Source organism: Streptomyces sp. Qhu_M48 (assembly GCF_051305195.1).
Lineage (GTDB): Bacteria > Actinomycetota > Actinomycetes > Streptomycetales > Streptomycetaceae > Streptomyces.
Genome location: NZ_CP195432.1, coordinates 4379270 through 4405501 on the forward strand (window position 1 = coordinate 4379270; position 26232 = coordinate 4405501).

A 26232-nucleotide genomic window follows, 5' to 3' on the forward strand; every position below is an offset into this window, starting at 1 on the left:
ACCTTGGGGTGGAATGCGCGCAAGACCGACGCAAGGGGCTGCAAGCCACCTGCATCGGCCTCACGGGGTCGGGACGGGGATCACCCCGCCGCTTCGGTCAGGGGTTGATGTTGATCTTGAAGGTGGAGGTGGTGTTGCGGACGTCCACCGCGTTGCCGCTCAGCCGGAGGCCGTTGAAGGTCACCTCGCCCACGGCGGGTCCCTGCCCCGACTCGGGCAGCTCGTTGGCCCAGAGGCCGAAGCCGGACTTGGCGTCGAACGCGTCGCCGCTCTTGCGCGCCCCGGTGATCGAGACGTCCGTGAAGACCGTGTCCTTGATGGGGAACTGCGGCTGGCCGCCCACGTAGTTGGTCTGGAACATCACCCCGCTGTAGGTGGGGTCGACGATGTCCACGTGGTTCACCCTGATGCCCTGGAAGACCTTGGAGGCCGAGAAGACCCAGATGCCGGGGAAGGTCTGGGAGCCCCAGAAGTGGCCGCCCGCCCGGACGACGGAGATGTTCTCGAAGGTCGTGGGGTCGGTCCCGAAGCCGTTCATCGGGTAGCCGAAGTCCAGGGAGGAGATGGTGATCCCCGAGTAGACGAGGGTGTCGGCGATGTGGATGTTGCGGAAGGTGTTGGCGTAGCCGCCGTAGACGGCGACACCCGCTGCCCGCCAGGTCAGGGTGCTGGTGAGGTTCTCGTACACGTTGTTCTTCATGTCGGCGCCGCCGGCGTCGATCGCGGAGAACAGCGCGAAGCTGTCGTCACCCGTCGCCCGGGCGTCGTTGTTGACGACGTGGTTGTCCGTCGAGCCGTTGGTCATGTTGATGCCGTCGGCGAACATGTTGCGGATCCGGGAGTTCCTGATCGTGATCCGGTCGGTGTTGGCGCCCCAGTACAGGCAGACCATGTGCTCGTTCCAGATGTCGTCGATCACGATGTCGGAGACGTTCGCGAAGTCGAAGACCTTGCCCGGTCCGTCGATGCGCGAGGTGTAGTTGCCGAAGTAGGCGAAGCCCTTGAACAGCGAGCCCCTGGCCGCCGCCTCGGCACGGAATCCGACGTCGGTGTTGTCCTGCGTCGACGGCGCGTGGAACTTCGTGTACCAGGGTCCGGCGCCCACCACCTTGACCGGCTTGCCGTACACCTGGAACTTGCTCGCCGTCTGGTAGTCGCCCGGCGGGAGGTAGACACCGACGAGCGTGCCCGTGGTGTCCATGCGGACCCTGTCCAGGGCGTTCTGCACGTCCTGGTGACCGAATCCGGCCGGCACGGCGTACGTGGCCGGGTCCGGGTTCGTGACCGGGGCGACCTGCTCCAGGTTGACGAAGTCGATCGCGTACGTGGAGGTGTTCGCCGCGTCCTTCTGGAGCCTGATCCTGGCACCCGCCGGGACGTTCTCGCCCAGGAGGATGTGCGCCTCGTCGTAGATGTGGCGCGGTGCGCCCGAGCCCGGGGAGTTGCCGGGGGCGGTCTCGGCGCCGTACAGCCACGCGTACTTCGACGTCAGCGGCAGCGCCTTCTTCAGGACGCCGTTGACGTACACGTTGATCGTGGAGTCGATGCCACCGCCGCCCGGGGCGTCCGGGATCGAGAAACGGGTCACCAGGGTGTTGGTCGGGCGCCGGGCGGTGAACTCGACGTACTCCCCCGTCGCGTCCAGGCTGACGGCCTTGCGGCCGGAGGCCTCGCCCGCGATGTCGCCGACCGTGCGGTTGGGCCCGGCGACGGTGGCCCCGCCGCCGACGGTGCCGTCCTCCGCCTCGTACATGTCGTACGGCATGTCGGCGCCGCGTCCGACGAAGAGGGGCTGGGTGGAGGTGTTGTTGGCGCGCTTGACCGGCAGTTCGTTGGCGTCGTCGGCGAGGACCGTCCGTACCGTGTACGAGCCGTTGACGGCGGTCCACGGGCCGAGGTTCACGTCGGCGCTCGCCCCGGCGGCGAGAACCCCGTTGTGGGCACCCGTCAGGGTCTTGACGGTGGCTCCCGTCGAGTCGACGAGGGAGAGGGTGACGCCGTGGCTTCCCGAGGCGCTCGCCGCGGTGCCCTGGTTCTTGAGGGCCACCTTGAAGGTGACCGTGTCACCGGCGGACGGACTGGACGGCGAGGTCGTCACCGAGGCGGCGACCAGGTCGGAGCTGGAGACCGGCGCGACCACCAGGGCGGTGGGACGGGTGTAGGTGTTGTTGGTCTCGTTCTGCTCGACGACCGCGTTCGCGTCGTCGGCGACGGCGCTCAGCTGGTACGAACCGGCGTCGCGGGCGCCGATGGAGGCGGTGACCGTGGTCTGGGCACCCGCCGCCAGGGCGCCGACCTGGGCGGTGGCGACCTTGGTGCCGCCGAGGCGGAGCGCGACCGTGCTGGCCGGCGCGGCCGCGGGGCCGCTGTTGCGGACGGTGGCGCCGACCGTGATCGGGTCCGACTCCACCGGGGAGGCCGGCGTGGTCGTCAGACCGGTCACCTCCAGGTCCGGGTTGGGCGCGGGAACGCCGATGATCTGGAACTCGGCCAGCTGGCCGGCAGAGGAGCCGGAGTTGGCGGTGAACTTCAGCTGGACGTCGGCGACCCGGCCGGAGACGGGGATCGTGACGGTGTTGCCGGTCGCCGGGTCGAAGGTGTAGCTCTTCGCGGCGGCGAGGCCGGTGAAGCCGGTGGAGCTCTGCTCGCGGCCGAGGACCTCGACGGTCTGGCTGCGGGTCGCCCAGGCCGTGTCCGGGTTGAGTTTGAGGACGAGGCTGTTGACGTCGGCATTGGAGCCCAGCTTGACGGTCAGGGTGTTCGGGTAGCTGCCGCCCGCGCCTTCCCAGTAGGTGCTGACGTTGTTGTCGTTGGCGTTGGCCGCGACGAAACCGTGGACGGTGGAGGAGGCGTTGATCTCCTTGCCGACCGCGAGGTTGGAGCCCGCGCCGCCGCTTCCGGTGCGGGTGACGGCGTTGCTGTCGGCGGACTGGTTGCCCGCCGCGTCCTTGGCACGGACGCGGTAGGTGACGGTGGTGGAGGCCGGCTGGGAGTCGGTGTAGGTGGTGACGTTCCCGGCGACGCTGCCCCGGAGGACGTTGTCGGCGTAGACGTCGTAGCCGGTGACGCCGGTGTTGTCGGAGGAGGCGTTCCAGGTCAGCCTGATCTGGCCGGTGCCGGGCTCGCTGAGCGCCAGGTTCGCGGGCGCGGTGGGCGCCTGGGTGTCCCCGGTGTCCCCGGTGCGGGTGACGGTGTTGCTGTCGGCGGACTGGTTGCCCGCCGCGTCCTTGGCACGGACGCGGTAGGTGACCGTCTGGTTCGCCGGCCGGGTGTCGGTGAAGGTCGTAACGTTTCCGGCAACGCTGGTCAGCAGGGTGCCGTTGGCGTAGACGTCGTAGCCGGTGACGCCGGTGTTGTCGGAGGAGGCGTTCCAGGTGAGCCGGATCTGATCGGTGGCCGGCTGGGTGAAGGCGAGGTTCGCGGGCGCGGTCGGTGCCTGCGTGTCGCCCGTCTGCGGTCCGTAGACCTCCAGCTCGGAGAGCTGGGCGGCGGGCTGGACGCTGTTGGCCGTGACGAGGACCCGGACGTAGCGGGTGGTGGTCGCGTCGAAGGAGATCGTCGCGGCCCGTCCCCCGGCGGCGTCGAAGGTGTACGCCCGGGAGGCGGTCAGGTCGGTGAACGAGGTGCCGTTCGCGCTGCCCTGGATCTTCAGGGTCTGGCTGCGCGCGCCCCAGCCGTCGGGGAGGCGCAGGACGACCCGGTCGACGCGGACGGAGGAGCCGAGGTCGGCCTGGATCCACTGCGGGAGGCTGTTGTTGGCGCTCTCCCAGTAGGTGGCGCGGTTGCCGTCGTTGGCGTTGCCCGCCGTGTACACCTCGGTGTGGCTGCTGGCGGTCAGGGTGCGGCCGCTCGCGAGGTTGGCGGAGGATCCGTCGGCGGCGTGCACCTCCAGCTCGGAGAGCTGGGCGGCCTGCCAGCCGCTGTTGGCGGTGATGTCGACCCGTACGAACCGGGTCTGGGTGGCGGGGAAGGTCACCGTGACGGTGTTGGCCGCGCCCGGGGCGAAGGTGTAGGAGGCGGAGCTCTTCAGCGTGGCGAAGCTGGTGCCGTCGGCGCTGCCCTGGACGGAGAGCGTCTGGTTGCGGCTCTCCCAGCCGGCGGGCAGCTTGAGGACGACCTCGTCCACGCGGGTGGTGGCGCCGAGGTCGACCTGGACCCACTGGGGAAGGGTGCTGCCGGCGCTCTGCCAGTACGTTCCCTGGTTGCCGTCGGTGATGTTCGCGGCACCGTACTCGGCGTGGGCGCTGGCAGCGGCGGCGGCGTCGCCCAGGGCGATGTTGGGGCCGCCCGCCGCCCGGGCGCTGATGAGGGGGCCTCCCAGGGTCAGAAGGCTGGTCGCGATCACGGCGCTCAGGCCCCGTGATCTCCAGTTGCGGATGGTCATCTGTCCTCTGTCTCGCTCTCGGCCTCGCGCACGGCGCGACGAGGCGCGGCTCTGTGGGGGGTGCGACGGGGAAGGTGCGTGGCCCGGTCCGGTGGCCCGACCTGTACGGCGGGCCACCGGACCGGTGTCACGGGGGTCAACCGTTCCTGATGACGAACTGTGAGCCGGGCTCGACGAGGACGTTGCCCTCGGCCGAGTTGGTGATGGTCACGCCGGTCAGGGTGGCGCTGCCTCGGGCGCCGCTCATCGCGAGGATGCCGGAGCCGTTGACCGACTTGTCGATGCGGACGTTGGTGATCTTCACGTCGGGCATCTCGCCGCCGCCGGTCTTGAACTGGATGCCGTCGTAGGTCGAGTCGACGATGTCGGTGTCCCGGATGGTGACGCCGGGGATGGGCTGGCCCTGGGCGAACAGGGTGATGGCGCCGAACTCCTGGTCCTCGTTCCAGAACGCGCCGCCGGTGCGGTACAGGGCGTTGTTGGAGATGAGGGTCTGTCCGGTGAAGGGCAGCGGGTCGTGGTCGGTGGCCAGCATGATGCCGGGGTAGTTCATCGTGTCGGAGATGATGTTGTTCTCGATGGTGTTGCCGAAGCCGCCGTAGACGGCGATGCCGTTGGCCCGCCAGGGCAGCTGGATGGTGTTGTTGCGGAAGTGGTTGTCGGAGCCGATGTCCACCGAGGTGTCCTTGACGTACTTGGACGCCCAGACCGCCAGCGCGTCGTCCCCGGTGTTACGGAACGACGAGTTGAAGACGGTGGAGTTGCGGGTGCCGTTGGCGAAGTTGATGCCGTCGGCGTAGGTGTTGCGGATCCGCATGCCGGTGAACTCCAGGCCGTCGCCGGGACCCCACAGCTCGGGGATGTTGGAGTAGTCGCGGCCGGCCCAGACGCCGACGTTGGCGTGCTCGATCCAGACGTTGCTGATCTTGGTGTTCTTGCCGAAGCGCCCGTTGAGGCCGACGCCGCCCTCGGCGTTGCCGTCACCGCCGCGGATCGCGCCGGAGCCGAAGATGGCGATGTCGGAGATCTGGGTGTTGTGGTCGATGTCGAAGCCGAAGTTGCCCTCGTGCGGGTGGTTGATGCCGCCCGCCTGGTGCGGCGGGGTGAGGGTGTGGAGCTGGGAGTGCCACATGCCCGCACCGCGGATCGTCACGTCCCTGATGCCCACCTGGTTGAACTGACCGCGGTTGAGCGGGTCGTCGGTGAGGATCTTCTGCTCCTGGCGCCACTGGCCGGCGGGGATCCAGACGCAGGGGATCTGGCCGTTCTGGTCGGCGGTCACCGCGCGCTGGAGGGCGTCGGTGTCGTCGATGCCGTCGTTGGGGACGGCGCCGTACGCGGTGATGGAGACGCAGTTCGCCGGCTTGGCGGCCGGTGGCGCCACCTGCTCCAGGTCGATGAGGTCGACGATGTAGAAGGAGGCGCGGTCGTCGGCGTCGCGCTGGAGGCGGAACTCCGTGCCCACCGGGTACGACTGGGAGAGCAGGGCGTGGGACTCGTCGAAGAGGCGCCGGGCGTCGCCGCCGGGCCGGTTGGTGAGCCCTTCGGGGTCGTCGGTGCTGCCGTACAGCCAGCTGTGCTTGGAGGTCAGCGTCAGCTTGCGGACGAAGACGTCGTTGACGTAGAGGCTGAGGGTGGCTTCGGCGCCGCCACCCGCCGCCGCGTCGGGCACGGAGTTGCGGACCACGATGGAGTTGGACGGGTTGGTGGAGGTGAACTCGACGAACTCGCCGGTGGCGTTGAGACGCACCGACTTGCGGCCGGAGGACTCGGTGGCGAAGTTGGTGTGCCCGAAGGTCCGCTTCTGGTCGGCCGTGAGCAGGGTGCCCTGGTAGCGGGCGTCCTCCGCCTCGTACTCCGTGTACGGGACGGCCGCGCCCCGGCCGACGACGAGCGACCGGGAGAAGACGTTGTCGGTCTCGTCGGTCTCGGCGACGGTGCCGGTGGCGTCGGCGGTCGCGGTGAGGGTGGCGCCGCCGGTGGTGGCGGTCCAGCTGCCGGAGATCGGCACGGTGACCGTCTGGCCCGCGGCGATCGCGCCGGTGGCGCCGTTGAGGGTGGTGGCTCCTGCGGTCAGCCGGGTGACGGTGCCGGCGGCGACGCCGCTGGTGCCGCGGTTGGCGACCGTGACCGTGAAGGTGACGGCGGAGCCGACGGCGGGGCTGGTCGGGTTGGTGGCGATCCCGGTGACCCGCAGGTCGGGGCCGGGGCTCTGGCCGACGACCAGCTTGGCCGTGGCGGTACGGCTGTTGTTGCCGTTGTCCCCCTCGGGGACGGTGTCGGTCGGGTCGACCACCGCCGAGACGGTGTACGAGCCCATGGGCCGCTTGCCCACGGTGACCGGGACGGTCGCCGAGGCACCGGCGGCGAGCGCGGCGACCGGGGCGGAGCCGGCCACGGCGCCTTCGACGCTGACCTCGACGGTGGTGGCGGGGGACGCGGCGCTGCCCGCGTTGCGCACGGTCGCGTGGACCGTCACTGAGTCCGTCTCGGAGGGGGAGGACGGGGTCCAGTTCAGGTCGGTCACGGTGAGGTCGGGGCTGGGCGCGGCCGCGCCGACGACCTGGAACTCGGCGACCTGGGCGCCGGGGGCGCCGGTGTTGGAGGAGAAGGTCAGCCGGAGGTCGGCGTAGCGTCCGGTCACCGGGATGGTCACGGTGTTCTGTCCGGTGCCGGGGCTGAAGGCGTAGTCGGCGCGCGCCTTGAGCGAGGTGAAGCCGGAGGCGGCCTGCTCGCGTCCGAGGACCTGGATCGCCTGGGTGCGCGGGCCCCAGATCTGGTCGGGGTTGAGCTTGACGACGACGCCGGTGACATCGGCGTTGGCGCCGAGCTTCACCGTGAGGCTGGAGGGGAATCCGGCGGACTCCCAGTAGGTGCCCGTGTTGTCGTCGTTGGCGTTGGCCGCGACATAGGTCTGCGCGGTCGAGGTGGCCTCGATGGGCTTGTTGCGCGCGAGGTTGGTGCCGGTGGGCGGCGGGTCGACCGGTCCCTGACCACCGTCGCCGTACACCTCGACCTCGGAGAGCTGGGCCGCGTTCCAGCCGGTGTTGGCCGTCACCTGGACGCGGACGTACCGGGTGGTGGCGGAGGTGACGCCGAGGGTGACGGTGTTCGCCGCCGAGGGGTCGAACGCCCGTGGCTGAGCGGCGGCGAGGGAGGTGAAGCTGCCTCCGTCGGTGCTGCCGAGCACGGCGACGGTCTGGGAGCGGGCCTCCCAGGTGGTGGGGAGCTTGAGGACGACGCTGTCGACGCGGGTCGCCGCGCCGAGGTCGATCTGCACCCACTGCGGGAACGAACCGACGGGTCCCTCCCAGTAGGACTGCTGGCCGCCGTCGGTGACGTTGCCGGCCGGGTAGGCGCCGTGGGCGGCGCTCGCCGTGGCGGTCCTGCCGAGGGCCAGGTTGGTTCCGGCCACCGCGTAGGCGGTGACCGGCATCAGTCCGACGGCGATCAGTCCGGCTATCAGCACGCCGACGGTCAGCCGCCAGCTCAGGATTTTGCCTCTCATAGGAGCCTCTCCGACTGCTGGGGCCGCGGCTCGGCATCGGCACAGTGACTCTCGCCAGGAACCCAGCGGAACTCTGACAATGAATGACGGCTGGATACAGAATTATTGAGCGGATTCGTTAATCTTTTGCGCCGCCGGGGTGTCAGGTTTCTATCAGGTCACCGCTTTGTCAACAGCCCCGGCAGAACCGGCACTTGGGGTGTCACATCCCCGCAGGTCAACGAGAAACGGCTCCGGGCCGGGGAGGCCGTGTGGCCTCCCCGGCCCGGAGCCGAGGAACGATCAGGAGAGGGGGGTCGGTGGCGGAGGGATCCGACGCCCCCGGGGTCAGCCGGCCGGCGGCGGCGCCGTCGACCCGCGCACCACGAGCTCGGGCTCGAAGAGCAGCTCACCGGGGTCGGTCTGGGTGCCCTGGATCTGGGCACAGAGCAGTTCCACGGCGGCGCGGCCCATCGCCTCGATGGGCTGGCGCACGGTGGAGAGCGGCGGCTCGGTGCAGTTCATGAAGGCGGAGTCGTCGAAGCCGACGACCGACACCTGGGAGGGGACGGAGAGTCCGCGCCGGCGGGCCGCCCTGATGGCGCCGAGGGCGAGCGGGTCGCTCGCGCATACGATCCCGGTGACCCCGCGCTCCAGGAGGCGGGTGGCGGCGGCCTGGCCGCCTTCGAGCGAGAAGATCGACCGTACGACGAACTCGTCCGGCAGCTCCCCGCCGGCGGCCTCGGCCACGGCACGGGCCGCTTCGAGCTTGCGGCGGGAGGGGACGTGGTCGCCGGGGCCTAGAACGAGGCCGATGCGCTCGTGCCCGAGGGAGGCGAGGTGGCGCCAGGCCTGCTCGACGGCGACGGCGTCGTCGCAGGAGACGCAGGGGAAGTTGAGCCCCTTGATGGAGGCGTTGATCAGGACCACCGGGATGTTGCGCTCGGCCAGCTGGTGGTAGTGGTCGTGCGGGGCGTCCGCCTGCGCGAACAGGCCGCCGGCGAAGACGACGCCGGACACCTGCTGCTGGAGGAGGAGGTCCACGTAGTCCGCCTCGGAGACGCCGCCCTTGGTCTGGGTGCACAGGACCGGGGTCAGTCCCTGCTGGGCGAGGGCGCCGCCGATCACCTCAGCGAACGCGGGGAAGATGGGGTTCTGCAACTCCGGCAGCACGAGGCCGACGAGGCGGGCGCGCTCGCCGCGCAGCTGGGTGGGGCGCTCGTATCCGAGCACGTCGAGCGCGGTGAGGACGGACTGCCGTGTCGCCTCGGAGACACCCGGCTTTCCGTTGAGGACACGGCTGACCGTCGCCTCGCTGACTCCCACCTTCTTGGCCACTTGAGCAAGTCGTCGCGTCATGAGCGCAAGAGTATCGCAAACTTCGCAAGCGAGTTGCGTCACTGTCATCCCCTTGCGAGGAGCGAACGCAACCCGTGCTGAGCCGTCAACGCCTGAAGGCTTGACGGGCCCGAAGGCGCCTCATAACTTCAGGCCTTGATAAAAGGCGTGCTGCTGCTGTCCGTTGAGGCGCGAAACGGCGAAAGGGTTGTCAGGTGCATAACACATTATTGGGTGCACGTATGTTCCTCCGGCGAGGAGGTGGGGCCGTGGCACACGGTGGAGACACCCCGCCCCGCGTCCGCGACCGCCGCACCCACCGCCTCCGCCCGGTCACCGCCCTCATCGCGGGCGCCCTCCTCGCCGGCAGCCTGGTCCTCACCGGGCCCGGCACGGCGCGGGCCGCCGGCGAGCGGGTCGACGTCTGGCTCACCACCACGTCCGACTCCGGCGGCCGTACCGTCACGCGCGGCCTCGCCCCGCAGACACCGCTGGCGTTCGGCCCGGCCGGGGGCACCGCGAACCACACGGTCACCGTCGACGAGAACACCACGTACCAGCAGTTCGAGGGCGGCGGGGCGTCGATCACCGACACCACCGCCCACCTCCTGCGCGGGGGTGCGATCAGCGCCGCCACCCGCGACGAGGTGATGCGCAAGCTGTTCTCGCCCACCGACGGCATCGGCCTCTCCTTCGTCCGCAACCCCATCGGCGCCTCCGACCTCTCCCGGCCCGGGAACGTCTCCCTCGACGACACCTGCTGCGACCTGAACGACTTCGGCTCCAACGGCTACGACACCAACGTCCGGCTGCTGACCGCCCAGGCCAGGCAACTCAATCCGGCCCTCCGCGTCAAGGGCGTGCCGTGGAGCGCCCCGGGCTGGATGAAGGACAACGGCCGGATGGACCAGATGGGCTGGCTCAAGGCGGAGTACTACCCGCTCTACGCCCAGTACCTGGTCAGGTACGTGCAGAGCTACCAGGCCGCCGGGGTGAAGGTCGACTACCTCTCCGTACAGAACGAGCCGAACTGCTGTCAGGCCGGCAACCCGACCGCCATGAACTACCCGGGCATGAGCTGGAACCCGGCGGGCCTCGTCGAGTTCACCAAGAACCACGTCTACCCCGCTTTCCGGGCGGCCGGCCTCACCACCAAGGTCCTCGTGCACGACTGGAACTACGGCGACTACGCCGCCTTCGGCGCCGGGATCCTGAACGACGCGGGCGTGCGCGACGACCCGCTCTTCGGCGGCATCGCCTGGCACGGCTACTTCGGCGACCCGGCGGTCGGCACCCAGGTCCACGACCAGTACCCGGCGGTGAAGCAGTTCAGCACAGAGCACTCGGGCGGCACCTGGATCGGGAACCAGCACAACGAGGACCTCGCCGACATCGTGAACTACGCCCGCAACTGGAGCGGCAGCCTGGTCAAGTGGAGCCTCGCGCTCAACCAGACCATGGGCCCGCACAACGGCGGCTGCGGCACCTGCACCGGCCTGATCACCGTGCAGGAGGGCGGCGCCCGGGCCGGTCAGGTCGACTACACGGTCGAGTACTACACGACCGGCCACCTGACCAGGTTCGTCCGGCCCGGGGCGTACCGCATCGCCTCCACCGCCAACAGCACGGTGCAGAACGTGGCCTGGCGCAACTCCGACGGCTCGAAGGCGCTGATCGCCCACAACGGCGGCTCCTCCGCGCAGTCCGTCCGGGTCGTGTGGGGCGACCAGTCCTTCACGTACACCCTGCCCGCCCGTACCACCGCGACCTTCACCTGGGCCGGCACGACGGGCGGCGGGACCGGGTCCGGCACGCTGACCGGTCCGGCCGGGAAGTGCCTGGACGTGGCCGGCGGCGCCACCGCCGACGGCACGCCGGTACAGCTCTACGGCTGCAACGGCACCACGGCGCAGCGCTGGACGTTCGCCGCCGACGGCAGCGTCCGGGCGCTCGGCAAGTGCCTCGACGTCACCGGCGGTTCCACGGCCGACGGCGCCCGGGTCCAGCTGTACGCCTGCAACGGCACGGCCGCCCAGCGGTGGACCTACGACGCCACCACGCACGACGTGGTCAACACCGGTGCGAACAAGTGCCTGGACATCACCGGCAACTCCTCCGCCGACGGGACCCGGGCGCAGATCTGGAGCTGCACCGGCGGTGCCAACCAGAAGTGGACCCACAACGCGGCCTGACCCCCGCCCCTCGTCCGTCCTCCCCCGTACCCCGCCGACAGGCCATGACCTGTCCCAAGGAGCCCGCATGCCACCCGCACGTCCCCGAAGGACGGTGAGCGCGGCGGTCGTCGCCGCCACCGCCGTACTCACCGGTCTGCTCACCGGCGGTCTGCCGACCGCCGCCGCCCAGGAACCCGCTCCCCGAGCCGTCGACCGGTTCGAGGGCGAGGTCCCCTTCGCGCCGCCCCCCGCCGAAGGCATCTTCACCTGGGGCGACGCCACCGAGTCCCATCCCCGGCTGGAGCTCAGGGAGCGCGCCGACGCCCCCGAGGGCGGCAAGGTCCTCGAAGGCCGCTACGACATCAGCGGCTGGGGCGGCTTCACCCACGACTTCGCCTTCGACCGGCCGGCCCACGACTGGACGGCGTACAAGGGCATCCGCTTCTGGTGGTTCGGCCAGAACACGGCGCCGCTGCCGCCCGGCTCGGGCAAGCGGATCGCCCTGGAGATCAAGGACGGCGGGGCGAACGGGGAGGCGTCCGAGCTGTGGACGACCTCCTTCACCGACGACTGGGAGGGCTGGCACCTGGTCGAGATCCCGTTCTCCGACTTCCAGTACCGGACCGACTACCAGCCCGTCGGCGGCATCGACCAGGTCCTCGGGCTCGACCGGATGTGGGGGTACGCGGTCACGCTCCCGACCGGCGGGCCGGGCGCCTTCGCCCTCGACGGCGTGGAGCTGTACGGCCAGGCGGAGCCCGCCCTGACCACGAAGGTGGTCACGAAGTCCGTCGTGCACCCCGTCGCCGAGGGAGGCAGCGCCCGGGTCGACGTCTCGGTGGCCACGACCGGCTCGGGGCCGACCGACGGACCCGTCACGGTCGCGTACGAGACGGAGAGCGGCGACGGCGCCGAGCCGGGCAAGGACTACCGGCCGGTCACGGGCAGCGTCGTGTTCCCGGCCGGCACGCCCTCCGGCACGACCCGCTCGATCACCGTGCGGACGCTGAAGGACGGTGCGGCCGAGGCCGCCGAGACGATTCCGCTCAAGCTGTCGGTCGACGGCGCCAAGGCGCCCGCCGAGAACCCCGTCGTCGTCGTGAACGCGCACGGACTGCCGTACCTCGACACCGGGCTGCCGGTCCGGAAGCGGGTCGCCGATCTGCTCTCCCGGATGTCCCTGGCGGAGAAGGTCGGCCAGATGACGCAGGCCGAGCGCAACGCGCTGCGGGCACCGGGCGACATCGCCGGGTACGCGCTCGGGTCCCTGCTCTCCGGTGGCGGCTCGGTCCCCACCCCCAACACGCCCGAGGCCTGGGCCGCGATGGTCGACGCGTACCAGCTGCGCGCGCAGACGACCCGCTTCCAGGTCCCGCTGCTCTACGGCGTGGACGCGGTCCACGGCCACAACAACGTCATCGGCGCGACGATCATGCCGCACAACATCGGCATCGGCGCGGGCCGCGACCCCGAGCTGGCCGCGCGGACCGGCGCCGTCACCGCGAAGGAGGTCCGGGCCACCGGCGTCCCCTGGGACTTCGCCCCGTGCCTGTGCGTGACCCGTGACGAGCGCTGGGGCCGCTCCTACGAGGCCTTCGGCGAGGACCCGGCGCTCGTGACCGCCATGGAGACGGTCATCAACGGCATGCAGGGCGCGCCCAGCGGCAAGGACCTCGACCGCAACGACAAGGTCCTGACCAGCGCCAAGCACTTCGTCGGCGACGGCGGCACCACCTTCGGCTCCTCGACCACCGGTTCGTACACCATCGACCAGGGCGTCACCGAGGTCACCCGGGCGGAGCTGGAGGCGGTGCACCTCGCGCCGTTCGCCGAGGCCGTGAAGCGCGGCACCGGCACCGTCATGCCCTCGTACTCCTCCCTGGACGTCCTCGGTGACGAGCGGGGTCCGGTGAAGATGCACGCCAACGCCGAGATGATCAACGGCGTCCTCAAGGACCGGATGGGCTTCGAGGGCTTCGTCATCAGCGACTGGCAGGCCATCGACCAGATCCCCGGCGACTACCCGAGCGACGTCCGCACCTCGGTCAACGCCGGCCTCGACATGATCATGGTGCCGACGAACTACCAGGAGTTCACCCGGACCCTCACCTCCGAGGTGGAGGCGGACCGGATCCCCACGGCGCGGATCGACGACGCCGTGTCCCGCGTCCTGACCCAGAAGTTCCGCCTCGGGCTGTTCGAGAAGCCGTACGCGGACACCACGAACCTGCCGTCGATCGGCTCGCCCGCGCACCGCGCGGTGGCGCGCGAGGCCGTGGCGAAGTCCCAGGTGCTCCTGAAGAACGAGGGCGCGGTGCTGCCGCTGAAGCCTTCCCAGAAGGTGTACGTGGCCGGGTCGAACGCCGACGACCTCGGCAACCAGGCCGGCGGCTGGACCATCAGCTGGCAGGGCGCCTCGGGACGTACGACGACGGGCACGACGATCCTCGAAGGGATGCGCGAGGCCGCGCCGGGGGCGGACATCGCCTGGTCCAAGGACGTCTCCGCCCCGGTCGACGGCTACGACGTGGGCGTGGTGGTGGTCGGCGAGACCCCGTACGCCGAGGGGTTCGGTGACGTCGGCAACGGCAACGACCTCGAACTGACGGCCGCCGACAAGGCGGCGGTCGACAAGGTCTGCGCGGCGATGCCCTGCGCGGTGCTCGTCGTGTCCGGCCGGCCGCAGCTCATCGGCGACCGGCTGCCCGCCGTCGACGCCCTGGTGGCGTCCTGGCTGCCCGGCACCGAGGGCGACGGTGTCGCCGACGTCCTTTACGGCAAGCGGCCGTTCACCGGACAGCTGCCGGTCACCTGGCCCAGGTCGGAGGCGCAGCTGCCCCTCAACGTGGGGGACGGCCGCTACGACCCGCAGTACCCGTACGGCTGGGGTCTGACCACGCTCACCCCGGCCCCGTCCGGTGGCGAGGCCGCGCTGTGGGGGCTGCGGGTCACCGCGAAGGCGCTCGGGGCGGCGGGGCTCGGCGGGTCGCCGGAGAGCCGGAGGCTCGTCGCGGTGGCGCGGCAGATCGTCCAGAAGAGGATCGGCCAGAACATCACGGAGGCCACGGCCAAGCCGTTCGCCGACGCGGACCATCTGCTGCTCACGGGTGATCCGGCGGGCGCGGTCGGCAAGTTGACGGAGGCGTACCGGGCCGCGCGCTGACGTGCACCAGCCCGGCCCCCGGGGACGTCCGTCCTTGGGGGCCGGGCTTGTCGGAGATCACTTCCGTAGGTATCTTGCATTGCATGGTTCCTGGTAACGCAATGAACGGCGGGGGCGACAGGGTCCCCAGTCAGCTCCGCAAGGGCGTGCTGGAGTACTGCGTCCTCGCGCTGCTCAGGGACGAGCCGAAGTACGGCGTCGAGCTCGTCGCCGAGCTCTCCGCGGTCAGCGTCATGACCACCAGTCAGGGCACGATCTACCCCCTGCTGTCGCGACTGCGGCGCGAAGGGCTCGTCGACACCGAGCTCCGCGAGTCGCCCAGCGGGCCGCCACGCCGCTACTACACGCTCACGGCCGTCGGCCGGGCCTCGCTCGCCGAGTTCGCCGGGGCGTGGCCGCTGTTCCGGGACGCCGTCGACCACTTCCTCACCGACCCACAGGGGGATTCCGCATGAACACCACAGACCGGCACCCGCTCGTCTCCGCCTACCTCGACGCCGTCGCGCGGGAGACGGCCGAACTGCCCGCCGAGCGCCGGGCCGAGCTCCTCGCGGACCTCCGCGAGCACATCGAGGTCAGCGGGGCCGAGGACGACGCCCGGCTCCGGGCGGTCCTGGCCGGGCTCGGCGAACCCCGTACCGTGGCCGCCTCCGCCCTCGCCGAGGAGGCGCCCGCCGGGAGGGCCGCCACGGCCGCACCCGGCCGCACGAAGCTGACCGCCGTCCTGCTCGCCGTCTCCGGCGTGCTGATCCTGTTCAGCTCCGTGGTGGGAGCGATCGCCCTGATCGCCGGCCTGGTGCTGCTGTGGGCCGCCCCCCAGTGGGAGACGCGCGACAAGATCGTCGGGACCGGCACGGCCGTGGCCGTGCCGGTGCTCGTGCTCCTGGGCACCCTGCTCGGGGCGTCCTCCCGGCTCGGTCCGACGGAGCTCCTGCTGATCCTCGCGTTCGCCCTGGCCGTCCCGGCGGTGGGCGGCACCCTGCTCGTGCGCGCCGCCCGCCGCTGAACGGGGACCTCCCGGGGTGACGTCAGCTCGCGGGGCCCGGGATCCGGAGGGCCCCGGAGTTGCGCTGCCAGCCGGACCACAGGTCGTCGTCGACGCAGTAGCCGCACCCGGGACCGAAGAAGACGCCCCGCGCGTTCTCGTCATCGAGCAGCCAGAAGCGCAGCCACGCGGTGGTCGGGGCTCGGAAGTCCCCACCGTCCCCGATGGAGCCGAGGTGCCCGGCGCCACGGACCTCGCCGTACACGGCGGGCACGTGGTCCGAGTCCCGGTACAGGGCCTTCACCAGGGCCGGCCAGACCGTCAGGTCGCGCTGGCCCGCCAGGTAGAAGACCGGCTCGTCCATCAGGTCCGGGTCGGTCAGCGGGCCGGGCTGGATGGGGAGGGCGGTGTCGACCCGGGGGTCGACGGCGGCGTTGACGGCGGCCGCACCGCCCTGCGAGTGCCCGGCGGAGGCGATGTGGTCGAGGTCCACCTTGCCGTGGAAGCGGCTGGAGGCGTCCGTGTTCCGGTGCTCCAGGACGTCGATCCCGGCGCGCATGCTGATCGCGAAGTTCGACGTGGGGGTGTTGGCGGCGGCGACGATGAATCCGTGGCTCGCCCAGTGCCGCAGCAGCGAGCCGTAGAACCCCGGCACCGCGCCGGTCCCGTTGCCCCAGATGATCACCGGGTGCCGCTCCCCCGACCGCCCCATGTCCTTCGGGTAGTAGAAGGTGTGCACCGCCTCGATGTCGACGCCCACCTCGTACGGGCCCGGCCGGCCCCAGTCGGCGCCGACGGACGGGACACTCCCCGCCGTCCCCTCGTCGACCGCCGCGCCGGCGGTTCCCGGTACGGCGCACACGGCCATCAGGGCGGCGAGCAGGAGACCGCCGAACACACGGCTCGTTCTCCCCGGAATTCTCCCTGGCATACGAACTCCTTCACGGATCGGGCACGTTGCGCGTCCTCGCAAGCGTGACCAGGCCATGATCGAGCGCGCCGGCGCGGGTGTCTGTCCGCAGGAGCCCAGACCTTCCGGGGCCGGCTTGGGCACCTGCCCACGACGCCGCTCCCCGGCCCGCGCGCACGCACGCCGCCCCCGCCGAATCCGTGGCTCGGCGAGGGCGGTGGGCGGGTGGTGGCGTCCGGGTCAGCGGGCCAGCAGCTGGAGCGTGTCGATCACGCGGTTCGAGAAGCCCCACTCGTTGTCGTACCAGGCGACGACCTTGATGTGACGGCCCTCGACGCGGGTCAGCTCCGAGTCGAAGATCGACGAGGCCGGGTTCCCCGTGATGTCGGAGGAGACGAGAGCGTCCTCCGAGTACTCCAGGACACCGGCGAGCGGGCCCTCCGCCGCCGCGCGGTACGCCGCGAGGACGTCCTCGCGGGTCACGTCGCGGGCGACCGTCGTGTTGAGCTCGACGATCGAGCCGACCGGGACCGGTACGCGGATCGAGTCGCCCGACAGCTTGCCGTCGAGGTTCGGCAGCACGTGGCCGATGGCCTTGGCGGCACCCGTCGAGGTCGGGACGATGTTGACGCCGGCGGCGCGGGCGCGGCGCGGGTCGCGGTGCGGACCGTCCTGCAGGTTCTGCTCCTGCGTGTAGGCGTGGACGGTCGTCATGAAGCCGTGCTCGATGCCCGCGAGGTCGTCGAGGACCTTGGCGAGGGGCGCGAGCGCGTTGGTCGTGCACGAGGCGTTCGAGACGATGGTGTGCAGGTCCGCGTCGTACGCGTCGGTGTTGACGCCGTACGCCAGCGTGACGTCGGCACCGTCGGCGGGCGCGCTGACCAGCACGCGCTTGGCCCCGGCGTCGATGTGGCCGCGGGCGGCCTTGGCCGACGTGAAGCGACCGGTCGCCTCAAGGACGATCTCGACCCCGAGCTCGGCCCACGGAAGCTGCGCCGGCTCGCGCTCGGCGAGGACCTTGATGCGGTGGCCGTCGACGACGAGGGTGTCCCCGTCGACGCTCACCGGACGGCCCAGGCGACCCGAGGTCGAGTCGAAGGCGAGCAGCCGCGCGAGGGCGGCCGGCTCCGTCAGGTCGTTGACGGCCACGACCTCCAGGTCGGTGTCGCGCTCCAGGAGCGCGCGCAGCACGTTGCGTCCGATGCGGCCGAATCCGTTGATGGCGATGCGAGTCATGAGTGGTGTCCCTTCACCTTCTGCGTCGCCACCAGGTTCGCTCGGCGGGAACGGTCCTGACAGAGGCGGGATCGCCACGGTCCGCAAGGATCGCGCCAAGCGTCCTTCGGGGCGGTCCCCGGGCCCGCTACGCGCCCTTGGTGAAGGTCCGCCGGTAGTCGCTCGGCGTGGTGCCGAGGATGCGCTGGAAGTGCATCCTCAGGTTCGCGCCGGTGCCGAGCCCGACGTCGGCGGCGATCTGCTCGACGCTCCGCTCCGAGCGCTCCAGGAGCTCACGGGCGAGGTCGACGCGGGCCCGCATCACCCACTGCATGGGCGTGTACCCGGTGTCCTCGACGAAGCGGCGCGAGAAGGTGCGCGCCGACACGGCCGCGTGCTGGGCCAGCACGTCGAGGGTGAGCGGATCGCCGAGCCGGTGGAGCGCCCACTCGCGGGTGGCGGCGAACCGTTCGCCCAGCGGCTCGGGCAGGCTGCGCGGCACGTACTGCGCCTGGCCTCCGCTGCGGTAGGGGGCGGCGACGAGGCGTCGGGCCGCGTGGTTGGCGGCGGCGACCCCGAGGTCGCCGCGCAGGATGTGCAGGCACAGGTCGATGCCGGAGGCGGCGCCCGCGGAGGTGAGCACGCTGCCCTCGTCGACGAAGAGGACGTTCTCGTCGACCTGGACGAGGGGGCGTTTCGCCGCGAGGGCCTGGGTGTAGTGCCAGTGGGTGGTGGCGCGCTTGCCGTCGAGCAGGCCCGTCGCGGCGAGCGCGAAGGCGCCCGTGGAGATCGCGGCGAGGCGGGCGCCCCGGTCGTGGGCGGCGACCAGCGCCTCGACGACGGCGCGCGGCGGGTCCTCGCGGTCGGGGAAGCGGTAGCCGGGGACGAAGACGATGTCGGCCCACGCGAGCGTGGACAGGCCGTGGGCGACGGCGTACGAGAGGCCGTCGCCCCCGGCGACGAGTCCGGGTTCCGCGCCGCACACCCGCACCTCGTACGGCATGCTCGCGCGGGTCGTGAAGACCTGCGCGGGAATCCCGACGTCGAGCGGCTTCGCCCCTTCGAGTACGAGGACGGCGACGCGGTGGAGGCGGAGGGTGGGTGGCACGGGACGAGCGTACGTGGGCCGCCGGACGCGTGGACCGGCGACTCGTCCGGGTGAGGGGGCGGGGGGGGCCGGCCCGTCGGTGGGCGAGCGGGGCGGGTGGGCGGGTGGGTGAGGGGACGGACCGGCCGGTCGACGGTCAGCCGGCCGGCCGGCCAACGGGTCAGCCGGCCGGCCGGTCAGCGGGCCAGCCGGTCAGCGGGTCACCGTCCACTTCTGGTTCGGTGTGCCGCCGCAGGTCCAGATCTGCAGCCTGGTGCCGTTGGCTGAGCTGTTGCCGGTGGCGTCCAGGCACTTGCCGGATCCGATGTTGACGATGTCGCGGGCGGCGTTGGCGGTCCAGCGCTGGGCCGCCGTGCCGTTGCAGTCCCAGAGCTGGACGGGGGTGCCGTCGGCGGTTCCGGCGGAGGTGACGTCGAGGCACTTGCCGAGCGCCCGGATGCTGCCGTCCGCCGCCACGGTCCACTGCTGGGCGCCGGTGCCGTTGCAGTCGTAGAGCTGGACGGGGGTGCCGTTCGCGCTGTTCGCCGCGGCCACGTCGACGCACTTGCCGCCGATCCCGGTGATCGGCCCCCCGGTGGTGGGGCCGTCGGCGGTGGTGACGCGGACGTGGTCGACGACGAGTTGCTGCGGGAAGGCGGTCGAGCCGTCCGGGTCGCCGGGCCAGTAGCCGCCGACCGCGAGGTTGAGGATGAGGAAGAAGGGCTTGTCGAAGACCCAGGTCCGGCCGCCGAGGTCGGCGGGCGTGCGGGTCTGGTAGACGGTCCCGTCGACGGACCAGGTGATCCTGTTGGGCGACCAGTCCACCGCGAAGGTGTGGAAGGCGTCGGCGAAGGCCTGACCGCCGGGCAGGGTGTATCCGGCGCCGATGCCGCCGGAGCCGGAGTAGCCGGGGCCGTGCAGGGTGCCGTGGACGGTGGACGGCTCGAATCCGACGTTCTCCATGATGTCGATCTCGCCGGAGGCGGGCCAGCCGACCTGGCCGAGGTCGTTGCCGAGCATCCAGAACGCGGGCCACATGCCCTGGCCGCGCGGCACCTTCATACGGGCCTCGACGTGCCCGTACCGGGTGGTGAACTTCCCGGCGGTGTTGAGCCGGGCGGAGGTGTACTCGCACCGGCCGTACCAGCACTGGTAGTTGCCCGGGTTCTCCTTGCGGGCGGTGATCACGAGGTGGCCCTGGCCGTCGAGGGCGGCGTTCCGGTTGCCGGCCGTGTAGTACTGCCGCTCGTGGTTGCTGACGTTGTCGCCGGTCTCGATCTGCCACCGCGCGCCGTCGACGGCGGCGCCCGCGGCGCCGTCGAAGTCGTCGGAGAAGGTGACGGCGGCGGCCTCGGCGGCGGGCTGGACGGCGGGTTGCACGGCGGCGAGCGGCTGTCCCGGGCCGGGCGGACCGGCGAGGGCGCCGGGGCCGAGGGCCGCGGTGGCCACGGCGAGGGCGAGGGCCGTCACGGCGGTGAACAGCGGGCGCCGTGTGGAGCGGGAGGAGGGCATGACTCTCTCTTCCGTCGGGTGTGGGGGGAGACGCGATGGCAAGTCATGCTCATGACATGACACCGCGCGAACCGCTTTGCTAGCCTCCATGATTTAAGAAGTGAAGTAAGGGGGCGTCAAGAGGTACGGACTCCCCCGCGCACTCCGGTCAGCGCGGGTTGCCGGCGGGGGTAAGGGTCTCCCAAGCGGCGAAGAGGTTGTTCGTACCGCAGACACCCCGATACAGGACCCGGATGTTCGCATCCCTGAACAGCTGGCGACCTGCCCCCGCCCCGGGCGTCCGGACGGCCGTGTCCGGCGGACGAGTCCGCACGCCGTACGATTCCCCCCGTTGTCACTTACTTCGCCCGAAGGAGATCCCCCATGGCCCAGGTCACGCTCAAGGGCAGCCCCGTACAGGTCAACGGCGCCCTTCCGACGCCGGGGAGCCAGGCTCCTGACTTCACGCTCGTCGCCGAGGGTCTGGCGGACAAGTCGCTGAAGGACTACGCCGGTCAGCGCAAGGTCCTCAACATCTTCCCCAGCGTCGACACCCCGACGTGCGCGTCCTCCGTCCGCGCCTTCAACGAGAAGGCCGGCGCGCTGGACAACACGGTGGTGCTCTGCATCTCCGCCGACCTCCCCTTCGCCCAGGCGCGCTTCTGCGGCGCCGAGGGGCTGGAGAACGTCAAGAGCCTCTCGACGCTCCGCGGCCGTGAGTTCCACACCAACTACGGCGTGGAGATCGCGGACGGCCCGCTGGCCGGCCTCACCGCCCGCGCCGTCGTCGTCCTCGACGAGAACGACACGGTCCTGCACGCGCAGCTCGTGGGCGAGATCGCCGAGGAGCCCAGCTACGACGACGCGCTCGCGGTCCTGAAGTAGGACGCCGAGCGGGACGGCCCGAAGGAGGCGTCCCGCAAAGGGAGTTCCCGAACGAGAAGCGTCCCGAAGCAGCGCCCGCGGCGAACGCCGCACGGGAGGAGCCCCTCCACCGACCCGGTGGAGGGGCTCCTCCCGTTCCCCGTCGCCCGCTCAGGCGCAGGCGGGGCAGAGCCCCCGGTACGTCACGTCCGCCTTCGCGACGGTGAAGCCGAACCGCTCCGCGGGCGGCAGGACCGCCAGCGGATCCCCGGTCGGGTGGACGTCGCGGATGATCCCGCAGTTCGAGCAGACCAGATGCTGGTGCGGGCGGTGCGCGTTCGGGTCGTACCGCTTCGCCCGGCCGTCGGTGGAGAGCTCCACCACCTCCCCCAGGGCGACCAGTTCCCCCAGGGTGTTGTAGACCGTCGCCCGCGCGATCTCCGGCAGCCGCGCCACCGCTCGCGCGTGCACCTCGTCGGCCGTGAGGTGGACGTGCTCGCCGGCGAGGACCTCCGCGACGACACGTCGCTGTGACGTCATCCGCCAGCCGCGCACACGCAGCCGCTCCAGCAGGTCACTCATTTCCGGCTCACCTCTTCGGATGATTGGCAGGGTTCTTGACTTGGACTCTGTCCATTGTAGGATCGGTTCCGGCAGTAGCCAAGGGACACCACGGGGCCGGTCGGGCGCAAGACCCGCGCCGGCACCCGCCACGGCCGAGCAGCCCACGATCCGCCCCGTCCGGAAGGATTTGCATGTCCGAGAACCACGACGCAATCGTCACCGACCCCGCCCCCGAGGGCACGGGAGGCTGCCCGGTCGCGCACGGTCGTGCCGCGCACCCGACCCAGGGCGGCGGCAACCGCCAGTGGTGGCCGGAGCGGCTCAACCTGAAGATCCTCGCCACGAACCCCGTCGTGGGGAACCCGCTCGGCGCGGAGTTCGACTACGCCGAGGCGTTCAAGGCCCTCGACCTCGCGGCCGTGAAGCGTGACATCGCCGACGTCCTCACCACCTCGCAGGACTGGTGGCCCGCCGACTTCGGCCACTACGGCCCGCTCATGATCCGTATGGCCTGGCACAGCGCCGGTACGTACCGCATCAGCGACGGCCGCGGTGGCGCCGGCGCCGGTCAGCAGCGCTTCGCGCCGCTCAACAGCTGGCCGGACAACGGCAACCTGGACAAGGCCCGCCGTCTGCTGTGGCCCGTGAAGAAGAAGTACGGCCAGAACATCTCCTGGGCCGACCTGATGATCCTCACCGGCAACGTCGCCCTGGAGACGATGGGCTTCGAGACCTTCGGCTTCGCCGGCGGCCGCGCCGACGTGTGGGAGGCCGACGAGGACGTCTACTGGGGCCCCGAGACCACCTGGCTCGGCGACGACCGCTACACCGGCGACCGCGAGCTGGAGAACCCGCTCGGCGCGGTCCAGATGGGCCTCATCTACGTCAACCCCGAGGGCCCCAACGGCAACCCGGACCCGGTCGCCGCGGCCCGCGACATCCGCGAGACCTTCCGCCGCATGGCGATGAACGACGAGGAGACCGTCGCCCTCATCGCCGGTGGCCACACCTTCGGCAAGACCCACGGCGCCGGTCCCGCGGAGAACGTCGGCGACGACCCCGAGGCCGCCCCTCTGGAGGCGCAGGGCTTCGGCTGGGCGAACTCGTACGGCACCGGCAAGGGCGCCGACGCGATCACCAGTGGTCTCGAAGTCACCTGGACCACCACCCCCGCGCAGTGGGGCCACGACTTCTTCAAGCACCTCTTCGAGTACGAGTACGAGCTCTCCAAGAGCCCGGCCGGTGCGCACCAGTGGGTGGCGAAGAACGCCGAGGCGATCATCCCCGACGCCCACGACGCGTCGAAGAAGCACCTCCCGACGATGCTCACCACCGACCTGTCGCTGCGCTTCGACCCGGCGTACGAGCAGATCTCGCGGCGCTTCTACGAGAACCCCGAGCAGTTCGCGGACGCCTTCGCCCGCGCCTGGTACAAGCTGACGCACCGTGACATGGGTCCCGTCGTGCGCTACCTCGGCCCGGAGGTCCCCTCCGAGGTCCTGCTGTGGCAGGACCCGCTGCCGGCCCGCGAGGGCGAGCTGCTCGACGCCGCGGACGTCGCCTCCCTCAAGGAGCGGATCCTCGGTTCGGACCTCACCGTCGCGCAGCTGGTCTCCGCGGCCTGGGCCGCGGCCTCCTCCTTCCGCGGCAGCGACAAGCGAGGCGGCGCCAACGGCGGCCGCATCCGCCTGGAGCCGCAGCGCAACTGGGAGGTCAACAACCCGGACGAGCTGGCGCAGGTGCTGCGCACCCTCGAAGGCATCAAGGCGTCCTTCGACGCCGCGGGCGCCAAGAAGGTCTCGATCGCCGACCTGGTCGTGCTCGCGGGTTCCGCGGCGGTCGAGAAGGCCGCCAAGGACGCCGGCTTCGACGTCGAGGTCCCCTTCACCCCGGGCCGTGTGGACGCGAGCCAGGAGCAGACGGACGTCGAGTCCTTCGCCGCCCTGGAGCCGCAGGCGGACGGCTTCCGCAACTACCTGGGCAAGGGCAACCGCCTCCCGGCCGAGTACCTGCTCGTCGACCGCGCCAACCTGCTGACCCTGAGCGCGCCCGAGCTGACGGTCCTCGTCGGTGGCCTCCGCGTCCTGGGGGCGAACCACCAGCAGTCCGCGCACGGTGTCCTCACCACGACCCCGGGCTCCCTGACGAACGACTTCTTCGTCAACCTGCTCGACATGGGCACGACCTGGTCGGCGACGTCCGAGGACGCGAACACGTTCGAGGGCCGCGACTCCGCCACGGGCGAGGTCAGGTGGACGGGCACCCGCGCCGACCTGGTCTTCGGCTCGAACTCCGAGCTGCGCGCGCTGGCCGAGGTCTACGCGAGCGACGACGCGAAGGAGAAGTTCGTGAACGACTTCGTCTCCGCGTGGAGCCGTGTCATGGACCTGGACCGGTTCGACACCGTCTGATCCTCCTCCGGACCTCGTCCGGATCGCGGTCGACCCTCAGGGGCCCGGCCGGCCGACACTCCGTCGGCCGGCCGGGCCCCCGGTCGTTCCCGCACGCCTCGGAACTGCGGGTTCCGCAAAACCGCGTGCCGTGTCAGGAACCGAAGTCGCGCGTTGGCACTCATGATCCATGGGTACCGGGAGCCAGGCCTGGCGGCCGGGAGTGCCCGTACCTCTCGGCGCACCTCTGCCGTGTGCCGTGCCGAACGTCCCGGAAGAAGTCGAGGAACCAACGTGCCCCTGTCGTCGCACCGCCGTGTGGCCGTGAGCGCCACCCTGATCGCCGCGCTCGCCGCCGGCGTCACTCCCGCCACCAGCGCGTTCGCCGCTCCCAGCACCCCCGCCGCAGCCACCCCGGCCACCACCACGCCCGCCGTCCCCGCGCCCGACATGGACGGCGTCGCCGCCGCGCTCGACGCGGCCATGGCCAACGGGGCACCGGGAGCGATGGCCCGCTTCTCCGGCCCCACCGGGGTCAAGAGCCGCACCGCCGGTGTCCAGGACCGTGTCTCGGGCACGCCCATGGACATCCAGTCGCGCTTCCGGATCGGCAGCGTCAGCAAGACGTTCTCGACCGTCGTGCTCCTCCAGCTGGTCGAGGAGGGCAGGCTGGAGCTGGACCAGCCGGTGAACACCTACCTCCCGGGCCTGCTCCCCGACGACCGCATCACGGTCCGTCACCTGCTGACCCACCGCAGCGGTCTCGCCGACTACACCAACGCGATGTTCGCCAACACCGTGCCGGGCTTCGAGGCCGTGCGGAACCGGGTGTTCAGCTACCAGGAGCTCGTCGACCTCTCCCTGAGCGAGCCCCGGACCACCCAGCCCGGTGTCTCCTACCAGTACTCGAACGCCAACTTCGTGGTCGTCGGCATGCTCATCGAGAAGCTCACCGGGAAGCCCGTGGCCACGGCGTACGAGCACCGCATCTTCAAGCCGCTGAAGCTGCGCAACACCTCGTACGTGCACCCCGAGACCCGGATCAAGGGCGCGCACGTCCGCGGCTACCTGCACCCCGACGAGGCCGGCGGCGCGCTGGTGGACTCCACGGAGCAGACCGTGTCCTGGGCACAGTCCGCCGGTGCGGTCATCTCCAACCCCGCCGATCTCAACACCTTCACCAGCGCCCTGCTGCGCGGCCGGCTGCTGTCCCCGGCGATGATGGAGGCCATGACGACGGTCACGCCGACCGACGCCGCCAACACCCGGTTCTACGGCCTCGGCCTGCGCCGGTACAACCTGTCGTGCGGGACGCAGGTGTTCGGTCACACCGGCACCGTGCAGGGCTTCTACACGTACACCTTCTCGACCCGTGACGGCCGCCGCAGCCTCTCGGCCATGGCGAACACCTCGAACCGCGGCGTCGCCAACACGGCGCTCGGCGGGGTGCTGGAGCCCGCGTTCTGCGGCAAGAAGCCCGCGCCCGCCGCGTCCTCGCGCGCCGCCGCCCCGTCCGCGGCCCGTGACCTGACGTCGCTGCCTGCCGAGCGGGACCTGCCCGAGCGTCACTGAGCGACCCGCTGACACCGGGTCGCCCGCGGGGCTCAGGCCTCGTACTCGGTGAGGTCGATCGCGTAGACGCGCAGGGGAAGGCCGAAGACCGGGTGGTTCGTCTCCCGCTCCTCGGACATCCCGAGCTTGCCGATGACGTTCTCGGAGGCCTGGTTGCTGATGTGCGTGATGGCGACGACCCGGTCGAGACCGCGGTCCTGGAGCGCGAACTCCAGGACCGCGTGGGCGGCCTCGGAGGCGTACCCCTGTCCCCAGAAGGGTCTGCCCAGGCGCCAGCCGATCTCGACGTCCGGCATCACCTCGGGCAGGAACTCCGGCAGGGACAGGCCGGCGAAGCCGATCAGCTCGCCCGAGGCCAGGAGCTCGACGGCGAAGAGGCCGAAGCCCTCCTCGTCCCACTCCTCCTCGTACCGCTCGATGTCCTCCGCGGTCTCCTCCAGGTCCCGGACCGAGCCGTCACCGATCCAGCGCATGACCTCGGGGTCGGCGTTGATCTCGGACAGCGGGACGAGGTCGTCGTCGGTCCAGCGTCGGAGGAGGAGACGGGGGGTACGAATTTCGGTCATGCCCCCATCCTGACGCACGGGACGCCCCCTCCACACCACCGG

At 71.1% G+C, this 26232-nt stretch carries 16 protein-coding genes; 7 read left to right on the forward strand and 9 right to left on the reverse strand.

The window, feature by feature from the left end; genetic code table 11:
• Positions 1 to 97: 97 nt before the first annotated feature.
• The 3 genes from ACRRSS_RS19910 to ACRRSS_RS19920 all read right to left on the reverse strand — a co-directional run bounded on the left by ACRRSS_RS19910 (position 98) and on the right by ACRRSS_RS19920 (position 9230).
• Positions 98 to 4384: a discoidin domain-containing protein gene (locus tag ACRRSS_RS19910; RefSeq protein ID WP_435972460.1), complete on the reverse strand. Its 4287-nt coding sequence runs from the start codon at positions 4382 to 4384 to the stop codon at positions 98 to 100.
• A 136-nt stretch (positions 4385 to 4520) separates the two neighbouring features.
• A complete protein-coding gene (locus ACRRSS_RS19915; RefSeq protein ID WP_435972461.1) occupies positions 4521 to 7892 on the reverse strand; it encodes a CARDB domain-containing protein in 3372 nt (1123 codons plus the stop codon).
• A 327-nt stretch (positions 7893 to 8219) separates the two neighbouring features.
• Positions 8220 to 9230 (reverse strand): LacI family DNA-binding transcriptional regulator, encoded by a 1011-nt coding sequence (locus ACRRSS_RS19920; RefSeq protein ID WP_435972462.1) that lies wholly within the window; start codon positions 9228 to 9230, stop codon positions 8220 to 8222.
• A gap of 221 nt (positions 9231 to 9451) precedes the next feature.
• On the opposite strand from ACRRSS_RS19920, the gene ACRRSS_RS19925 reads away from it, so the two are divergent.
• The 4 genes from ACRRSS_RS19925 (at position 9452) to ACRRSS_RS19940 (ending at position 15552) form a co-directional block, all read left to right on the forward strand.
• Positions 9452 to 11401, forward strand: coding sequence for a lectin (locus tag ACRRSS_RS19925; RefSeq protein WP_435972463.1), 1950 nt, complete (start codon positions 9452 to 9454; stop codon positions 11399 to 11401).
• Between the two features lie 67 nt (positions 11402 to 11468).
• Entirely contained in the window at positions 11469 to 14546 is a 3078-nt protein-coding gene (locus ACRRSS_RS19930; RefSeq protein WP_435972464.1) for a glycoside hydrolase family 3 protein, read from the forward strand.
• 83 nt (positions 14547 to 14629) lie between these two features.
• A complete protein-coding gene (locus ACRRSS_RS19935) occupies positions 14630 to 15001 on the forward strand; it encodes a PadR family transcriptional regulator (protein ID WP_435972465.1) in 372 nt (123 codons plus the stop codon).
• Positions 14998 to 15552 (forward strand): HAAS signaling domain-containing protein, encoded by a 555-nt coding sequence (locus tag ACRRSS_RS19940; RefSeq protein ID WP_435972466.1) that lies wholly within the window; start codon positions 14998 to 15000, stop codon positions 15550 to 15552. Before ACRRSS_RS19935 ends, ACRRSS_RS19940 begins: the two co-directional genes overlap by 4 nt.
• Before the next feature lie 22 nt (positions 15553 to 15574).
• Here ACRRSS_RS19940 and ACRRSS_RS19945 read toward each other — a convergent pair whose 3' ends face one another.
• The 4 genes from ACRRSS_RS19945 to ACRRSS_RS19960 form a co-directional block, all read right to left on the reverse strand.
• Complete coding sequence (locus tag ACRRSS_RS19945) at positions 15575 to 16462, reverse strand: poly(ethylene terephthalate) hydrolase family protein (RefSeq protein WP_435972467.1); 888 nt, start codon at positions 16460 to 16462, stop codon at positions 15575 to 15577.
• 219 nt (positions 16463 to 16681) lie between these two features.
• On the reverse strand, positions 16682 to 17677 hold the full coding sequence (gene gap, locus ACRRSS_RS19950; protein WP_351908872.1) for a type I glyceraldehyde-3-phosphate dehydrogenase: 996 nt from the start codon (positions 17675 to 17677) through the stop codon (positions 16682 to 16684).
• 127 nt (positions 17678 to 17804) lie between these two features.
• Positions 17805 to 18764 carry a GlxA family transcriptional regulator gene (locus ACRRSS_RS19955; RefSeq protein WP_435972468.1) on the reverse strand — a complete coding sequence of 320 codons (960 nt, stop codon included), beginning with the start codon at positions 18762 to 18764 and terminating at the stop codon, positions 17805 to 17807.
• Between the two features lie 192 nt (positions 18765 to 18956).
• Positions 18957 to 20255 carry a ricin-type beta-trefoil lectin domain protein gene (locus tag ACRRSS_RS19960; protein WP_435972469.1) on the reverse strand — a complete coding sequence of 433 codons (1299 nt, stop codon included), beginning with the start codon at positions 20253 to 20255 and terminating at the stop codon, positions 18957 to 18959.
• 363 nt (positions 20256 to 20618) lie between these two features.
• Here ACRRSS_RS19960 and tpx point away from each other — a divergent pair, with 363 nt between their 5' ends.
• Positions 20619 to 21119 (forward strand): thiol peroxidase, encoded by a 501-nt coding sequence (gene tpx / locus ACRRSS_RS19965; protein ID WP_435972470.1) that lies wholly within the window; start codon positions 20619 to 20621, stop codon positions 21117 to 21119.
• Between the two features lie 150 nt (positions 21120 to 21269).
• Here the strand turns inward: tpx and ACRRSS_RS19970 are convergent, their stop codons facing one another.
• Positions 21270 to 21680 carry a Fur family transcriptional regulator gene (locus tag ACRRSS_RS19970; RefSeq protein ID WP_351908862.1) on the reverse strand — a complete coding sequence of 137 codons (411 nt, stop codon included), beginning with the start codon at positions 21678 to 21680 and terminating at the stop codon, positions 21270 to 21272.
• A 173-nt stretch (positions 21681 to 21853) separates the two neighbouring features.
• Between ACRRSS_RS19970 and katG the strand changes: the two genes are divergently transcribed.
• Together katG and ACRRSS_RS19980 are read left to right on the forward strand one after the other, a co-directional pair.
• Positions 21854 to 24073: a catalase/peroxidase HPI gene (katG, locus tag ACRRSS_RS19975; protein ID WP_435972471.1), complete on the forward strand. Its 2220-nt coding sequence runs from the start codon at positions 21854 to 21856 to the stop codon at positions 24071 to 24073.
• Positions 24074 to 24346: 273 nt separating this feature from the next.
• Entirely contained in the window at positions 24347 to 25624 is a 1278-nt protein-coding gene (locus tag ACRRSS_RS19980) for a serine hydrolase domain-containing protein (protein WP_435972472.1), read from the forward strand.
• A gap of 32 nt (positions 25625 to 25656) precedes the next feature.
• Here ACRRSS_RS19980 and ACRRSS_RS19985 read toward each other — a convergent pair whose 3' ends face one another.
• Positions 25657 to 26190, reverse strand: coding sequence for a GNAT family N-acetyltransferase (locus tag ACRRSS_RS19985; protein WP_351908858.1), 534 nt, complete (start codon positions 26188 to 26190; stop codon positions 25657 to 25659).
• Positions 26191 to 26232 lie beyond the last annotated feature (42 nt).